Raw genomic sequence first — 13788 nt, forward strand, 5'->3', positions numbered from 1 at the left:
ACATTTGGCTTTTGCTAATGCAGCATTGTCTTATTTGATTCAGTTAAAAGGAAATACAGCAAAATCTAAAGAAAAATACCAGTTAGCCTTAAAATCCTTAGAAAAAATGCCCGATGGGCAGGAAAAAACACAACTTAGGTCCTACTTGTACAATTATGCCGGATTATCCGAATGGAAAAGAGAGAACTATAGCGACGCCATCGAAAATTATCAGCAGGGCATAAAGCTTTCGATACAGATCGACGATATTATTCAAATTGTAAAATTTAAGAGTAACATTGCGGCTATAAATGTTGCTGTAGGTAATTACCGGCTTGCCATTAAGGACTTACGGAGTCTCAGCGAATTTGTTGATAAAAACGAAAGCGTTTATACCAAACAGCAATACCTCAATAATAAGAGTAATATCAATCTAAGTTTAGCAGGATCATATGAGAGTTTTTATATGAAAGATCCTAAAAAGAAGATTTTACTGGACTCTGCCGAGTATTTCTATCAAAAAACCATTAGTTACTCTCAAAATTTTCCCGACAATAAGATTGTGGCAAAACTTAGTTTAGGTAATATTTACAGCGAACTGAAAGAGTACAAAAATGCTGAAAAGACCTACTATGACATCATCTTTTTGGCCAATCAAAACAGTATGCTGGATATTTTATGTACAACTCATTATAATTTGGGTGACTTATATTTTAATATCAAAAAGTATGATAAAGCATTGGTGTTCTTTAAAAAATCAGACTCAATAGGGAACATTACTAAAACGAATCAGGTTGATCATCTGAAGTCCAATTACTATCAGGCAAAAATTTACAACATCCTTAAAGAGCCTGAACTGGCTTATAAACACTCAAAAATTTACCTGGATAATTACGAAAAATCGGAATCAAAATTAAATGATGAGGTTTTAGAAGTAAATTACAAACTTGGCGTTGGCGATTTGACTAATGAGATGGTTACCATTCAGGAGAAATACAAATACGACGTTTTTCTGAACAAAGCACTAAAAGTATTTTATGTCGTTTTATTTATAGGAATTGTCTTTCTGCTGATCAAAAACATACGCGATAAAAATAAGGCGCATAAAAAGATGAATGCTTTAATTGAAGAGTTCAAAGCTAATTTAGAAAAGAAAAACGAGCCCGAACCGGAACGAGAGACCATTCTTGAATCTGAAGAAATACAGTCTAAGAAAGAGAATGTCAATTTAAGTATTGATGAGGCAAAAGAGAATAAAATTGTAGAAAAACTGTTGGCTTTAGAGAGTAAACAGGAATATTTACATGCCGATTTTACGCTGCCATACGTGGCTAAAAAAATAAAAACCAACACCACCTATTTGTCTTATGTCGTAAACAAACGATTTGGTAAATCTTTTGGGGAATATTCAAATGAGCTGAAAATTAACTATGTGATTAATGAAATGATTACAAATCATATGTATCGTAAATATTCAACTCAGGCCATTGCAGAAAGTGTTGGTTTTAAAAATGCGGTTTCTTTTGCTAAATCATTTCGCAAAAGAACTGGAGTGTCCCCAGCTCAATTTGCGAACAATATCTAAAACAATTTGTTTGAATCAAGGATGCCCTTCAACATCGGTACTTCCTTTTCCGTTCCCTCTGATAGTATCACCAGGATCGTCACCGCCCCCAATTGTTTGTTGTTCTCTTCTTGATAATTTTTCGTTTTCAAAATTTTTGAATTCTATTTTTTTCGTTTTCATTTTTTAAATATTTACTGGTTGTGTAGACCCTTTTCCATTACCTCTGTTAGTATCATTATCACCTCCTCGAACCGCTTTTTGTTCTTTTTTTGAAAGTGTATTGCTTGTAAAAGCTTCGAAATTTAGTTTTTTATTTTCCATTTTGTTAGAATTTTAGTTGTTAGGTAGATCCTTTTCCATTTCCTCTGATGGTATCACCAGGAATACCAGATTCTTCTTCTCCTCCTCCTTTAACCGTTTTTTGTTCTTTTTTTGAAAGTATATTGTGGGTGAAATCTTCGATGTTCAATTTTTTATTTTCCATTTTTATTAGAATTTTAATTGTTAGGTAGATCCTTTTCCGTTTCCTCTGATGGTGTCACCAGGAATGCAAGATTCTTCTTCTCCACCACCTTTAACCGTTTTTTGTTCTTTTTTTGAAAGCGTATGATGGGTGAAATCTTTGATGTTTAATTTTTTATTTTCCATTTTATTAGAATTTTAGTTGTTAGGTAGACCCTTTTCCATTTCCTCTGATAGTGTCACCAGGAATACAAGATTGTTCTTCTTCTCCTCCACCTCTAACCGTTTTTTGTTCTTTTTTTGAAAGTGTACTAAGGGAGAAATCTTCGATGTTTAATTTTTTATTTTCCATCTTTTTTTGATTTTTAATGATTAGTTAGACCCTTTTCCGTTGCCTCTAATTGTGTCTCCAGGAACATTAGAATCATCTCCTCCGCGAACCGTTTTTTGCTCTTTTTTAGATAGTTTTTCTAATTGAAAATCTTCAAATTTTTGCGCTTGATTTATCATGTTTGTTAGTATTAGGATTATTGATATACCAAAACTATATAAAAAGGAAAACGCTTAATCGAGAATAGGCTTTTTGGGCTTTTTAACAAAATATTTTTCAGTTAATTAATTGATAATCAATTATTTAATTGTTTCATTCAGACTGATATAATTTATAAATTGTATGTAGTATAATTAATAAAATGTGTACTACTAGCGCTTTTTTCTCAATAAAAACAACAATATTTGCAGTGTAATTATGATTTTAAAGACTCGAAAAGATGTTAAAACTTGTCCAAAAATTTCTACAAATAAACAAGTACTCGGAGATCAAAAATGAGTTTAAAGATTTGTTTCTTTCTCATCCAAATTATCCTAGTTTATTTGCGATAACAGATTCTCTGGATTTACTGTCTGTAGAGAATGCTGCGATAAGAGTTCCGAAGGAGCAAATAGTAGATTTGCCTTCAAATTTTTTGGCTTATTTCAAAGAAGAGTTAATATTGGTTGAAAAGGCAAAAAATTTTGTTCGAATCAATACAGTGAAAAAAGGAAGTCATAAAATGGCGTATGAAAAGTTCTTATTAGACTGGAATGGAGTTATAGTTGCAATTGAACCAAACAATGTTGTTGCGAGAGATAATTTAAAAATGGAGTTCAGCTGGTTGAAATATGGTTTACCGCTTTTGTTATTAGTTGGATTGTCATTTTTTTATAATACTTACAGTTCATTCAGTCTCGTTTTTTTAGCGACCTCTATTTTAGGGTTTATTGTAAGCGTTTTTATTGTTCAGGAAAAATTAGGGTTTAAGAATACTATTGTTTCAAAACTTTGCAATTTGAGTTCAAACTCGTCTTGCAGTTCTGTTATCAATAATAAAGAAGGAAATGAAAGTAAATGGATTAGTTTTCCAGACCTGCCATTAATGTTCTTTGGAGCCAGTTTGATTGCAATTTTGGTTAAACCATTAGAATCGTCAATTTTTGTTGGTTTTTTAAGCTTATTGGCCATACCGGTTATAGTGTCTTCGATTTGGATTCAAAAATTTGAGATTCAAAGATGGTGCGTAATGTGTTTAATGGTGTCTGCTTTGATTTTTGTACAAAGTGTGATATGGTTTGCGTCAGATCTGTTTACGTTGAGTTTTAGTTTTGCCGAAATCTTTCCATTCTTGTTCTCTTTGGTACTCTTAGTTCCGATCTGGGCAGTTTTGAAAACAATCATAACCAGCATTTTGGGAACTGAAAATTCGCTTAAGGAGATGAAAAAGTTTAAAAGAAACTATTCTTTATTGAACTTCTTATCTAAAAAAGTGCCGCATGCAAATGGACTTGAGGATTTAAGAGGCTTGAATTTTGGAAATAGAAATGCTGCTGTTAAACTATCGGTAATCATTAGCCCTAGTTGTGCACATTGCCATAAAACATTTCAGGAGGCATTTGATTTAGTCTTGAGATTTCCGGATAAGATAAACCTGAATGTATTGTTTAACGTGAATCCTGAAAATATCGATAACCCGTATAAAGTAGTTGTTGAGAGGCTTTTAACCATAAACAGAGCTACACCGGGTAAAACAGTGGAAGCGATTTCAGATTGGCACATTAAAAATATGAGCCTTAAAAAATGGTTGAAAAAATGGCATGTTGATTCAGTAAGCATGATGATCAGTCAGGAGATAAACAAACAATACGAATGGTGTGCTAAGAATGATTTTAATTATACACCTATTAAAATTGTAAACGATAAAGTTTTTCCGGCAGAGTATGAACTGGGTGAACTAAAATATTTTCTGAACGATTATATTGAAGAGAAAGAAACGAAAGAAACGATGGTTTTGGAAAAAACAGCGTAGTATTTAAGAAATAGTGACAACAGACAGAAACTTCAGCTGTCTTAAAATGACTGAGGTGCGAATTCAAAAAACAAAAACCTTTAGTTATGTTAAAAATCATTTTAAACTTAGAAGGTGCTCAAAGGCTAAGTGCATACGAGCAAAAAGGTATCGTTGGAGGACAGCCGATAAATCCACCGAAAAAATGTTGTGTTTGCCCGGGTAAAGGTTCGTCTACTCTGGTAGCCTGTGATTCGATTTGTTCGAATGGTACAATACCGGCAGTGCTTCCGGATTGCTTATAGTCCTAAAAGGATAAGAAATGACGCAAGTTGTTTTTGATATTAATTTTTAGCGTTTTAATAGAAGTATGAAATAGCCTTTTTTAGAATTTAGTCATGTTTTTTTTAATTTGTAGGCGCTCGATCGTGGAACATTGAGCAAATTTCCCGACATTGATGATTGGTGTAGGGATTCTTAGGAAATTGGTCACTGTGTTGATTTTAATTGGTTAGGGTTAACCAGTGCCATGTCCTAAAGAAATTATATTTCTAATAAATATGTTTTTAAATACTCTAAACAGAGAAGATTAATTTCTTCTCTGTTTTTTTTTGAATTTATTTTTAGGTGTTTAGTTCATTTTTGATTTCTGTATCTTAAATGTACTCGTAAAGTCAACGGAGAGATTCAGAGACAGAGGTTTGATTAGCTGAAATGTATAAGTGGTAGTTTTAGTAGCAGAGGATAAAAAAACGGGAATAAAGGCTCTAAATGATTTAATTGGTTTAATATTGTGATAGGGTGGTGCTATCGCTTTTCAGCAGGAACAAATGGAGCAGGTAAATTGGAGCTCGTATTTTAGATCAGAGGTTGATAATTTTAATAATTTTAGTTTTCAAAGTGGATTGAAGTTTTTTTAACTATAAATCAAAAGGAAAAACAATTAATTACGAATTTTTGGCGGGTAAATATTATATTTTTGTAAGAGAAAGAATGGCAGGGATATTTGCATATAAATGATTAACTCTAAATTAAATTGAAAAAATTCACCAATTATAGGCAGGTCGATTATAAAGATTGCGGGCCAACATGTTTAAAAATAATAGCAAAGCATTACGGTAAAACAATCAATATACAGGAGTTGAGAGATTTCAGCGAAACAACTCGTGAAGGAAGTAATCTGCTTTTTTTGAGTGATGCAGCTGAGAAAATTGGTTTTAGAACTTTAGGCGTAAAATTAAATCTGGAAAGATTAGAAGAGGCGCCATTGCCTTGTATTCTGCATTGGAACAAAAATCATTATGTAGTACTCTACAAAATTAAAAAAAATAGGTACTATATTTCCGATCCGGCTTTTGGCCTGATTGAATACAATAAAGAAGATTTTATTAAATTTTGGATTGGAAACAATGCCGATGAATCTACCCAGGAAGGAATAGCATTGTTGATTGAAGCTACGCCTAAATTTTTCCAGTCTGATTTTGATAAAGAGGACAATCGCGGACTTGGTTTTGGATTGTTGTCGCAATATGTGCTTCGGTACAAGTCCTTTTTAATACAGCTAAGTATAGGGCTGCTGGCAAGTACTTTATTACAGCTGGTCTTTCCGTTTTTAACCCAAAGTATTGTTGATGTTGGGATTCAGAATCAGAACATTCATTTTATCTATCTGATACTTTTTGCTCAATTGTTCCTTTTTGCGGGAAGAACTGGTTTGGAGTTGATCAGAAGCTGGATTCTGTTACATCTTTCTACCCGAATCAATATTTCACTAATCTCAGATTTCTTTATTAAACTGATGAATCTGCCCATTTCGTTTTTCGATGTGCGAATGACAGGCGATATCATGCAGCGAATTAACGATCACCACAGAATCGAAAAAATTCTAACCACTTCCTCATTAAATGTCTTGTTCTCAACCATCAATATGGTTGTTATGGGAGGCGTTCTGGCTTACTTTAATCTCAAGATCTTTTTGGTGTTTTTTGCGGGCAGCCTGCTTTATTTTGGATGGATTACCTTATTCTTAAAAAGGAGAGAAGTACTGGATTACAAGCGTTTTGCTGAAGTTTCCAGCGAGCAAAGCAAAGTAATGGAGCTGATCAATGGAATGCAGGAAATAAAGCTTCACAATGCCGAAAAACAAAAACGCTGGGGTTGGGAGTACATACAGGCAAGACTTTTTAGAGTTTCAATAAAAGGCTTAGTTTTAGAGCAGACACAAACGATTGGTTCTTCTGTAATCAACGAGTTAAAAAACATTTTTATTATATTTCTTTCGGCAAAACTGGTAATAGATGGTTCCATCACACTGGGGATGATGTTGGCTATCAGTTCGATCGTGGGAAGTTTAAACGGTCCTATCACTCAGCTAATCGAATTTGTCAGAGAGCTGCAAGATGCCAAAATATCGTTGGCCAGATTGTCGGAAATCCATGAAAAAGAAGACGAAACACAACAGGAAGTTTTTCAAACCAATGATGTTCCTTTTGATTCGGATATCGATATCAATAACCTTTCTTATCGGTATTTAGGTTCGGACATTTCTGTTTTGGAGGATTTAACGCTGAAAATCCCCGCCAACAAAGTAACGGCAATAGTAGGAGTCAGTGGAAGCGGAAAAACAACTTTGATGAAACTGCTGTTGAAATTCTATGAACCAGAAAAAGGCGAGATCAACATTGGAAATGCACAATTAAAAAATATCTCGCAAAAAGCCTGGCGATCCAATATTGGTGCTGTGATGCAGGAAGGCTTTATTTTTAGTGACACCATCGCAAATAACATCGCAATTGGCGTTGATAAAGTAGATAAAGAGCGCTTGGTTTATGCGGCTGATGTAGCCAACATAAAAGAATATATTACAGGTTTACCATTGGGATACAATACCAAAATAGGTTCTGAAGGGTTGGGAATGAGTACAGGGCAGAAACAACGTTTGTTAATTGCCAGAGCAGTTTATAAAAATCCCGAAATATTGTTTTTTGACGAAGCCACATCGGCATTGGATGCGAACAATGAAAAAGAAATAATGCAAAAACTCGATGTTTTCTTTAAGGACAAAACTGTTGTGGTTATTGCGCATCGCTTAAGCACAGTTATGAATGCCGACCAAATTGTGGTTTTAGACAAAGGAAAAATCATTGAAATTGGCAGCCATACTGTTTTGGTACAGCAAAAAGGAAATTATTTCGAACTGGTTAAGAATCAATTGCAATTAGGAAATTAAATCATGACAAAAGATACTACATTTGAACTAAGAAGTGAAGAAGTTCAGGACATTCTCACCAAAGTACCGCATTGGATGATTCGTTGGGGTACCGTACTGATATTTGTGATCATTTCTATGCTTTTTTTCGTGTCCTGGTTTATCAAATATCCGGATGTTGTTACGACTCAGATCGTCATTACAACCAATATTCCTCCAGAGAAAATAGTTTCCAAATCTTCGGGCCGTATTGAAGCAATTCTGGTCAAAGACAAATCGATTGTTTCCAAAAACAGTACACTTGCCATCATTGAAAACACGGCCAATTATAAAGATGTTTTTTTGTTGGAGAAAATTATTGCAGAATACAATATTAACGATCCGAAAAAAGCTTTTCCTTTTGAATTGTTGAAAAACACCCAATTGGGCGAGATTGAAAGCGCTTTTGCTGTTTTTCAGAAAGACTATCAGGCCGAACAATTAAATAAAAATTTACAGCCCTTTGAAGTCGAAAATCGGGCGCAGATTTCGGAGAAAGTTCAGATCAAAGACAGATTGGAAATTTTGCAGCAGCAAAAAGTAATTAACGAAAGCGAATTACAGCTTCAGAAAAATGAAATTGCAAGATTCGAAACCTTATTCAATAAAGGAATCATCTCTGCGCAGGAGATGGAAGCTAAAAAACTGGGGTATCTTCAGGCGCAAAAGAATTACAGAGGCCTTTTGTCTTCTATTTCTCAGTTAAAGTCGGCTTTAATTACCAATTCCAAATTGAGTCAGAACTCGCAAATCAGTGGTACTAAGGAAGAAGTTACTTTGGGAAGAAATATGGCGCAGTCTTTTTATCAGCTTAAAAAAGTTATAAAAGACTGGGAGCTGGCCTATGCTTTAAAATCATCTGTAAGCGGAGTTGTTACTTTTCTGCAGGTTTGGACAGAGAATCAAACCATTAGTGTTGGCGATAATGTTTTTTCGATTATTCCGGATACTAAAAATGGTTTTGTAGGTAAGGTAAAGGCACCGGCATTAAATTCGGGGAAAATAAAAGTAGGTCAGATGGTCAACATTAGATTGGCGAATTTTCGCGACAGGGAATTTGGAGTGCTAAAAGGAAAAATCCGAAACATCTCTCTGGTTCCTGATAAAGATGGAAATTTATTATTGGACGTAGCACTTCCAAACGGACTGGAAACGTCGTATAAAAAACAAATTGTTTTTCAGCAGGAAATGAAAGGAAGCGCCGAAATTGTAACCGAAGATTTACGCCTAATCGAGAGGATTCTGTATCAGTTTAAAAGTATGTTTGAGCAGGTTTAAAATTTCAGGTAAAAATCTTTAGTGAGTTCAATGTATTCCGGAGTATAGACATGTCTTTCGATTTCGATCGTTAATTCATCTGTCTCTGTTTCCGGGACTTCATTTCGGCTAAAAGCAATCAAACTTCTTTTAATCTCTGAAGTTGGAGTACCTTTTACGCGTGTAATTTTGATCGGGTATAATTCTGATTCTTTGGCCAGGGCAACAAATTTTTCTTCTTCTTTATAGGGAAGAATTACGGCGAAAATTCCGTTTTCTGAAAGCAATAAATCAGCCGCTTCGATTAATTCTTCAAAAGGCATTGCGTCCTGAAAACGTGCCAGATCGCGCTGTTCGTTTTCGGTTTTGTAATTCTCAGAGTAAAAAGGAGGATTTGAAACAATCAAATCGTATTCGTCTTCCGGTTCTTCGATAAATTCATCTAATCCGGCATGGAAACAAAATAAGCGGTCTCCCCACGGAGAGTTTTCAAAATTATCAACAGCCTGTTCGTAAGCATCTTCATCAATTTCAAGTGCGTCAATCTGCTCCGCAGGAGTGCGTTGCGCCAGCATCAAAGCAATAATTCCGGTTCCGGCTCCAATGTCTAAAACGCTAAATGGATTATGACTTATGGGTGCCCAGGAGCCCAGTAAAACACCATCTGTACCCACTTTCATAGCGGTTTTGTCTTGTTGAACTGAAAATTGTTTGAATGTAAACATATAGAGAAATTCCAATTTTTTTAAATTCCAAATTCCAACCAAACAGGAGGAAATTCCAAAGAAGAAGATCTAAGTTCCGATTTAAGTTGTGTGTGGGAGGCTTATTTTAAGATGCAAAAATAAGACTAAAATTCTAATTAATTATTTTGATGTTTTAGTGATTATTGCCGATAGAATTTTTCGCAATTCTTCTATTTCGAATAATAAAGAGTCTGAAGCGATTCTCTGATCAGGATTTAATTCGTGTAATAATCTCAGCCAATACTTAGATTCTTTGGCCCCTTTTCGGGAAATTTTAAGCCTGAATATTAAATCTTTATCTCCAAGCTTTTCGTTTGCTTCAATATAATTAGCGCCAACAGAACCAGATGATCTTATGAATTGTTTGCCATCTTCAATATTTGATATTGTTTTTGATAGACTTCTGATGTAGTTTCTGCATTCTTTTGCAAACAAAAAAGTTCTCTCTTCTAAATCGTACGGTTTGCTCATCGTATAAACTCCATTTTTTTTAATTTAAAACCTTAGTTGTCAAGATTTAAAGGTAGCAAAAAAACAATCAATATAAGTTTTTTCTTTCAAAAACATATTAATGAATAAGTTTGTATCCCTTTGGAATTTGGAATTTCTTTTTAGGCTTGGAATTTGGAATTTGAGCTTTGGAATTTAAAAAAGATTGGAGTTTCTAGACTCAAAGATACATCTCTACCAATCCTTCAGGCAAATTCATGATGACCTTTTTGTTTTCACGGTCTATTTTTACCAGGAATTGATCGATCATCGGAATTAACATTTCGACTTCGCCATTCAAAACTTCAAAAAGAGGTTGTGCTGTCGTATCATTTACAGCAGCGATTTTTCCAAAAACGCCTAAACGCTGGTCTTCGATTTCAAAACCGATTACTTCATGGAAATAAAACTTGTTGCCGGAAAGTTTTGGCAACATGCTTAAAGGAAGATAGATCGCATTACCAAGCAGGGCGTCTGCATCTTCTTCTGTGTTTACATCTTCAAAACGGATTCTTAAGAAATCGTTTTTGTGTAAAGAACTTGTTTCAATAAAAAAAGGAACCAAGTGTTTGTTGCATTCAACAAACACTGATTCCAGATTTTCGTATAACTCAGGTTCGTCCGTGTCTAAATAAGCCAGAACTTCACCTTTGAAACTAAATTTTTTAGCGATTTTACCTAAATAAAAACATTCTTCTTTACGCATTCTCGCTGGCTAAAATTATGCTTCAGTTGTTTCGTTATTCTCTTCAGCAGCAGGAGCTTCTTCAGCAGTAGCATCAGCTTCAACTTCAGTAACTTCTTCAGCTGCAGGAGTTGCAGCAGCGATAGCGTCAGCTTCAGCCTGAGCTGCAGCAGCTAAACGTTTAGCGTTAACTTCTTGTTCTGCTTTTAAAGCTTTAGCTTTAACATCAGCTTGTGCTTTTGTTAAACCGTCTTTTTTAGCATCAACTTTTCCAGCTTTAGCCTCTAACCAAGCAGCTAATTTAGCGTCAGCTTGCTCTTGAGTTAAAGCTCCTTTACGGATACCTCCATCAAGGTGGTGTTTCAATAAAGCACCTTTGTAAGAAAGAATTGCTCTAGCAGTATCAGTTGGTTGTGCACCATTGTGTAACCATTTAACTGCGCTATCAAGGTTTAAGTCGATAGTTGCCGGGTTTGTGTTTGGATTGTAAGTACCGATTTTCTCTAAGTATTTACCATCTCTTTTTGAGCGTGCATCTGCAGCTACAACCCAGTAAAAAGGTTTTCCTTTTTTACCGTGTCTTTGTAATCTAATTTTTACTGACATAATCGTATGATTAAATTTTGAGGTACTCGACCCCTGTTAATTAAGGGCGCAAAGATATAATTTTTTTATGAATTATACGTTCGAAATCATATTAAATGCATTTCAGCTGTATTTCTATGGCTTTTTGTCCTTTTTAACTTCAATTTTTAATTAATTATTCTTAAATGAGGTATTTTTGCCTCAAATTCACCGTGATATGAAAAAAATAATTTCTTTGGTATTACTGCTTTTTATCGTTTCCTCTTGTTCTGAAGATGTAAAATTTAATAATCCTGCCTTCCAAAGTTTAAAGGAGAATGTGTTTTGGCGTGCTGCGAATTATAATGCTTCCAGTACTGCGAACGGCGGTTTTATTATCGAGGGTGATCTCGGATTTGAAAAAGTAATTTTAAAAGTTCCGGAGCCAACAGCACAAACCTACATACTGGGGCGTGACAATATAACGATCGCAACTTACTTAAATACACAATCATCGACACCATCCCGGTTTTCTACAGGTATGAATAAAGGAGATGGGCAAATTGTGATTACCGAGTATAATGCCGAGAACAAAACGATCTCAGGAACGTTTAAATTTACGGCCTTGAATGAGGATGAAAAGAATACCGAAAAATCAAAAGTTAGTTTTACAGAAGGTGTTTTTTACAAAATTCCAATTTCGACAACATTTGAAAATTAGCGTTTTAATTTGCGACGGTTTGGTTTTGTTGATTTCTGTTTTTTTAAATCAAAATAAAAACATAAATAAACTAATATATAGTAGATTACAGAAAAATAAGACTACATTTGCTACATTATTATAAATAAGTACATATGAACATTTTTGTTGGAAGCCTTCCATTCAGTATTGAGGAAGCAGATTTAAGAGAGTCTTTCGAGGCTTACGGAGCAGTAGATTCAGTTAAAATCATTACTGATAAATTTACAGGAAGAAGCAAAGGTTTTGGTTTTGTTGAGATGCCAAACGATGCTGAAGCTCAAAAAGCAATTGATGAATTGAACGGAGCTACTGTTCAAGGTCGTGCAATTGTAGTTAATAAATCTGAGCCGAAACCTGAAGGTGAGAGAAGAAGCTTCAATAACAACCGTGGAGGTGATTCTCGCGGAGGTTACGGAAACAACCGTGGTGGAAATGACCGTGGTGGTAACAGAGGAGGATATTAATATTTTTTTCTAAATATATAAAAGGGATCAACTTGCGTTGATCCCTTTTTTTTGTTTCAAGTTTCAGGTTTCACGTTTCAAAGTTCCGGCAACTTGAAACGTGAAACCTGAAACAAAATAATCAATTATAAGTTAGCAACAAGCCAATCTCCAACTTCGCTGGTTTTGTATGCTTTACTGCCTTTTGGAGCTAAATCTTCTGTCACAATTCCTTCTTCAAGAGATTTGTTGACAACGGCTCTAATCGCCTCAGCTTCGTCTTTTAATCCAAAGGCATCTTCAAACATCATGGCAGCGGATAAAATAGTAGCCAGTGGATTTGCAATATTCAATCCTGTAGCTTGTGGATAAGATCCGTGAATTGGTTCGTATAAAGAAGTGTGTTCTCCAACAGAGGCAGAAGGCATTAATCCCATAGAGCCTGAAATTACAGAAGCTTCATCGGTTAAAATGTCACCAAATAGATTCTCTGTAATCAAGACATCGTATGAATTTGGCCATTGTACCAAACGCATGGCAACAGCGTCTACAAATTCGTAAGATACAGTAACTTCCGGATAGTCTTTTTCCATTGCCTGAACCGTTTCTCTCCATAAACGGGAAGTTTCCAGAACGTTTGCTTTGTCAACACAGCACAATTTTTTGCTGCGGGTCATCGCCAGTTCAAAACCTTTTTTTGCTAAGCGCTGCACCTCGGCTCTCGTATAAATGCAGTTGTCAAAGGCAGTATCTCCGTTGTCTCTTCTTCCTTTTTCTCCAAAGTAAATTCCTCCTGTTAACTCTCTTAAGAAAACCAGATCAGTTCCCTCGATTCTTTCTCTTTTTAAAGGAGAATTGTCAATTAAAGAAGGGAAAGTAAAGGTTGGACGTACATTGGCAAACAATCCTAATTTTTTACGCATCAGTAACAAACCTTGCTCCGGTCGAACAGGTGCGCTTGGATCGTTATCGTATTTTGGGTGCCCTATTGCACCAAATAAAACCGCATCGGCTTTCATGCATATTTCGTGAGTCTCGTCAGGATAAGGAATTCCAACCGCATCGATTGCGCATGCTCCTGTTAAGGCTGGTGTCCATGTTATTTCGTGATTGAATTTTTTTGCAATAGCATCAGATACTTTTACGGCTTCATTTATGACCTCAGGACCAATTCCGTCTCCTGCTAAAAGGGCTATATTAAATTTCATTATTTTTTTGTATTTCGTTTTTATTAAGGTTCTAAGGTTCTGAGTTGCTAAGGTTTTAAGTTTTTTTACTTCTGAACG

Annotated in this window: 17 protein-coding genes and 2 pseudogenes; 8 read left to right on the top strand and 11 right to left on the bottom strand. The window is 35.1% G+C overall.

Going from position 1 to position 13788, the window contains the following annotated elements:
• Positions 1–643 precede the first annotated feature (643 nt).
• Positions 644–733 (top strand): annotated as a pseudogene (locus tag ACN1CN_RS10280) (tetratricopeptide repeat protein); the annotation flags it as partial.
• Between the two features lie 588 nt (positions 734–1321).
• Positions 1322–1564 (top strand): annotated as a pseudogene (locus ACN1CN_RS10285) (helix-turn-helix domain-containing protein); the annotation flags it as partial.
• Positions 1565–1579: 15 nt separating this feature from the next.
• Here the strand turns inward: ACN1CN_RS10285 and ACN1CN_RS10290 are convergent.
• The 6 genes from ACN1CN_RS10290 to ACN1CN_RS10315 are packed head-to-tail and all read right to left on the bottom strand — an operon-like array spanning position 1580 to position 2518.
• Positions 1580–1726: an rSAM-modified peptide gene (locus ACN1CN_RS10290; RefSeq protein ID WP_264526020.1), complete on the bottom strand. Its 147-nt coding sequence runs from the start codon at positions 1724–1726 to the stop codon at positions 1580–1582.
• 3 nt (positions 1727–1729) lie between these two features.
• Positions 1730–1867 (bottom strand): TIGR04149 family rSAM-modified RiPP, encoded by a 138-nt coding sequence (locus tag ACN1CN_RS10295; protein WP_264526021.1) that lies wholly within the window; start codon positions 1865–1867, stop codon positions 1730–1732.
• A 19-nt stretch (positions 1868–1886) separates the two neighbouring features.
• Positions 1887–2030: an rSAM-modified peptide gene (locus ACN1CN_RS10300; protein WP_264526022.1), complete on the bottom strand. Its 144-nt coding sequence runs from the start codon at positions 2028–2030 to the stop codon at positions 1887–1889.
• 20 nt (positions 2031–2050) lie between these two features.
• Positions 2051–2194: an rSAM-modified peptide gene (locus ACN1CN_RS10305; protein ID WP_419135592.1), complete on the bottom strand. Its 144-nt coding sequence runs from the start codon at positions 2192–2194 to the stop codon at positions 2051–2053.
• A gap of 19 nt (positions 2195–2213) precedes the next feature.
• Complete coding sequence (locus ACN1CN_RS10310; RefSeq protein WP_264526024.1) at positions 2214–2360, bottom strand: rSAM-modified peptide; 147 nt, start codon at positions 2358–2360, stop codon at positions 2214–2216.
• A gap of 20 nt (positions 2361–2380) precedes the next feature.
• On the bottom strand, positions 2381–2518 hold the full coding sequence (locus ACN1CN_RS10315; protein WP_264526025.1) for an rSAM-modified peptide: 138 nt from the start codon (positions 2516–2518) through the stop codon (positions 2381–2383).
• 260 nt (positions 2519–2778) lie between these two features.
• Here ACN1CN_RS10315 and ACN1CN_RS10320 point away from each other — a divergent pair, with 260 nt between their 5' ends.
• The 4 genes from ACN1CN_RS10320 to ACN1CN_RS10335 all read left to right on the top strand — a co-directional run bounded on the left by ACN1CN_RS10320 (position 2779) and on the right by ACN1CN_RS10335 (position 8854).
• Positions 2779–4350, top strand: coding sequence for a vitamin K epoxide reductase family protein (locus ACN1CN_RS10320; protein ID WP_419135593.1), 1572 nt, complete (start codon positions 2779–2781; stop codon positions 4348–4350).
• A gap of 86 nt (positions 4351–4436) precedes the next feature.
• Positions 4437–4634: a hypothetical protein gene (locus ACN1CN_RS10325; protein ID WP_264526027.1), complete on the top strand. Its 198-nt coding sequence runs from the start codon at positions 4437–4439 to the stop codon at positions 4632–4634.
• A 731-nt stretch (positions 4635–5365) separates the two neighbouring features.
• The gene (locus tag ACN1CN_RS10330) at positions 5366–7558 is read left to right on the top strand and encodes a peptidase domain-containing ABC transporter (RefSeq protein WP_419135594.1); all 2193 of its coding nucleotides are present in this window, start codon (positions 5366–5368) and stop codon (positions 7556–7558) included.
• A gap of 3 nt (positions 7559–7561) precedes the next feature.
• Positions 7562–8854 carry an HlyD family secretion protein gene (locus ACN1CN_RS10335; protein WP_419135596.1) on the top strand — a complete coding sequence of 431 codons (1293 nt, stop codon included), beginning with the start codon at positions 7562–7564 and terminating at the stop codon, positions 8852–8854.
• Here the strand turns inward: ACN1CN_RS10335 and ACN1CN_RS10340 are convergent.
• The 4 genes from ACN1CN_RS10340 to ACN1CN_RS10355 form a co-directional block, all read right to left on the bottom strand.
• Entirely contained in the window at positions 8851–9558 is a 708-nt protein-coding gene (locus tag ACN1CN_RS10340; protein ID WP_264526030.1) for a tRNA1(Val) (adenine(37)-N6)-methyltransferase, read from the bottom strand. The genes ACN1CN_RS10335 and ACN1CN_RS10340 overlap by 4 nt on opposite strands.
• Positions 9559–9699: 141 nt before the next feature.
• Positions 9700–10050 (bottom strand): four helix bundle protein, encoded by a 351-nt coding sequence (locus ACN1CN_RS10345; protein WP_419135597.1) that lies wholly within the window; start codon positions 10048–10050, stop codon positions 9700–9702.
• Between the two features lie 199 nt (positions 10051–10249).
• Entirely contained in the window at positions 10250–10774 is a 525-nt protein-coding gene (gene rimM / locus ACN1CN_RS10350) for a ribosome maturation factor RimM (protein WP_202702131.1), read from the bottom strand.
• A gap of 15 nt (positions 10775–10789) precedes the next feature.
• A complete protein-coding gene (locus ACN1CN_RS10355; protein ID WP_291284896.1) occupies positions 10790–11359 on the bottom strand; it encodes a 30S ribosomal protein S16 in 570 nt (189 codons plus the stop codon).
• 196 nt (positions 11360–11555) lie between these two features.
• Here ACN1CN_RS10355 and ACN1CN_RS10360 point away from each other — a divergent pair, with 196 nt between their 5' ends.
• Both ACN1CN_RS10360 and ACN1CN_RS10365 read left to right on the top strand, forming a co-directional pair.
• Positions 11556–12038 (top strand): DUF6252 family protein, encoded by a 483-nt coding sequence (locus ACN1CN_RS10360; RefSeq protein ID WP_419135599.1) that lies wholly within the window; start codon positions 11556–11558, stop codon positions 12036–12038.
• A gap of 134 nt (positions 12039–12172) precedes the next feature.
• Complete coding sequence (locus ACN1CN_RS10365) at positions 12173–12523, top strand: RNA recognition motif domain-containing protein (RefSeq protein ID WP_068844832.1); 351 nt, start codon at positions 12173–12175, stop codon at positions 12521–12523.
• Positions 12524–12648: 125 nt separating this feature from the next.
• On the opposite strand, the gene leuB is transcribed toward ACN1CN_RS10365, so the two are convergent.
• On the bottom strand, positions 12649–13710 hold the full coding sequence (leuB, locus tag ACN1CN_RS10370) for a 3-isopropylmalate dehydrogenase (protein ID WP_419135600.1): 1062 nt from the start codon (positions 13708–13710) through the stop codon (positions 12649–12651).
• Positions 13711–13788 lie beyond the last annotated feature (78 nt).

This window comes from Flavobacterium sp. T12S277, from assembly GCF_048514875.1.
GTDB lineage: Bacteria > Bacteroidota > Bacteroidia > Flavobacteriales > Flavobacteriaceae > Flavobacterium.

Excerpts from the sequence above, each read along its gene's own strand:
- ACN1CN_RS10290 (WP_264526020.1), bottom strand. The coding sequence starts at position 1,726 with ATGAAAACGAAAAAAATAGAATTCAAAAATTTTGAAAACGAAAAATTA.
- ACN1CN_RS10295 (WP_264526021.1), bottom strand. The coding sequence starts at position 1,867 with ATGGAAAATAAAAAACTAAATTTCGAAGCTTTTACAAGCAATACACTT.
- ACN1CN_RS10300 (WP_264526022.1), bottom strand. The coding sequence starts at position 2,030 with ATGGAAAATAAAAAATTGAACATCGAAGATTTCACCCACAATATACTT.
- ACN1CN_RS10305 (WP_419135592.1), bottom strand. The coding sequence starts at position 2,194 with ATGGAAAATAAAAAATTAAACATCAAAGATTTCACCCATCATACGCTT.
- ACN1CN_RS10310 (WP_264526024.1), bottom strand. The coding sequence starts at position 2,360 with ATGGAAAATAAAAAATTAAACATCGAAGATTTCTCCCTTAGTACACTT.
- ACN1CN_RS10315 (WP_264526025.1), bottom strand. The coding sequence starts at position 2,518 with ATGATAAATCAAGCGCAAAAATTTGAAGATTTTCAATTAGAAAAACTA.
- ACN1CN_RS10320 (WP_419135593.1), top strand. The coding sequence starts at position 2,779 with ATGTTAAAACTTGTCCAAAAATTTCTACAAATAAACAAGTACTCGGAG.
- ACN1CN_RS10325 (WP_264526027.1), top strand. The coding sequence starts at position 4,437 with ATGTTAAAAATCATTTTAAACTTAGAAGGTGCTCAAAGGCTAAGTGCA.
- ACN1CN_RS10335 (WP_419135596.1), top strand. The coding sequence starts at position 7,562 with ATGACAAAAGATACTACATTTGAACTAAGAAGTGAAGAAGTTCAGGAC.
- ACN1CN_RS10340 (WP_264526030.1), bottom strand. The coding sequence starts at position 9,558 with ATGTTTACATTCAAACAATTTTCAGTTCAACAAGACAAAACCGCTATG.
- ACN1CN_RS10345 (WP_419135597.1), bottom strand. The coding sequence starts at position 10,050 with ATGAGCAAACCGTACGATTTAGAAGAGAGAACTTTTTTGTTTGCAAAA.
- rimM (WP_202702131.1), bottom strand. The coding sequence starts at position 10,774 with ATGCGTAAAGAAGAATGTTTTTATTTAGGTAAAATCGCTAAAAAATTT.
- ACN1CN_RS10355 (WP_291284896.1), bottom strand. The coding sequence starts at position 11,359 with ATGTCAGTAAAAATTAGATTACAAAGACACGGTAAAAAAGGAAAACCT.
- ACN1CN_RS10360 (WP_419135599.1), top strand. The coding sequence starts at position 11,556 with ATGAAAAAAATAATTTCTTTGGTATTACTGCTTTTTATCGTTTCCTCT.
- ACN1CN_RS10365 (WP_068844832.1), top strand. The coding sequence starts at position 12,173 with ATGAACATTTTTGTTGGAAGCCTTCCATTCAGTATTGAGGAAGCAGAT.
- leuB (WP_419135600.1), bottom strand. The coding sequence starts at position 13,710 with ATGAAATTTAATATAGCCCTTTTAGCAGGAGACGGAATTGGTCCTGAG.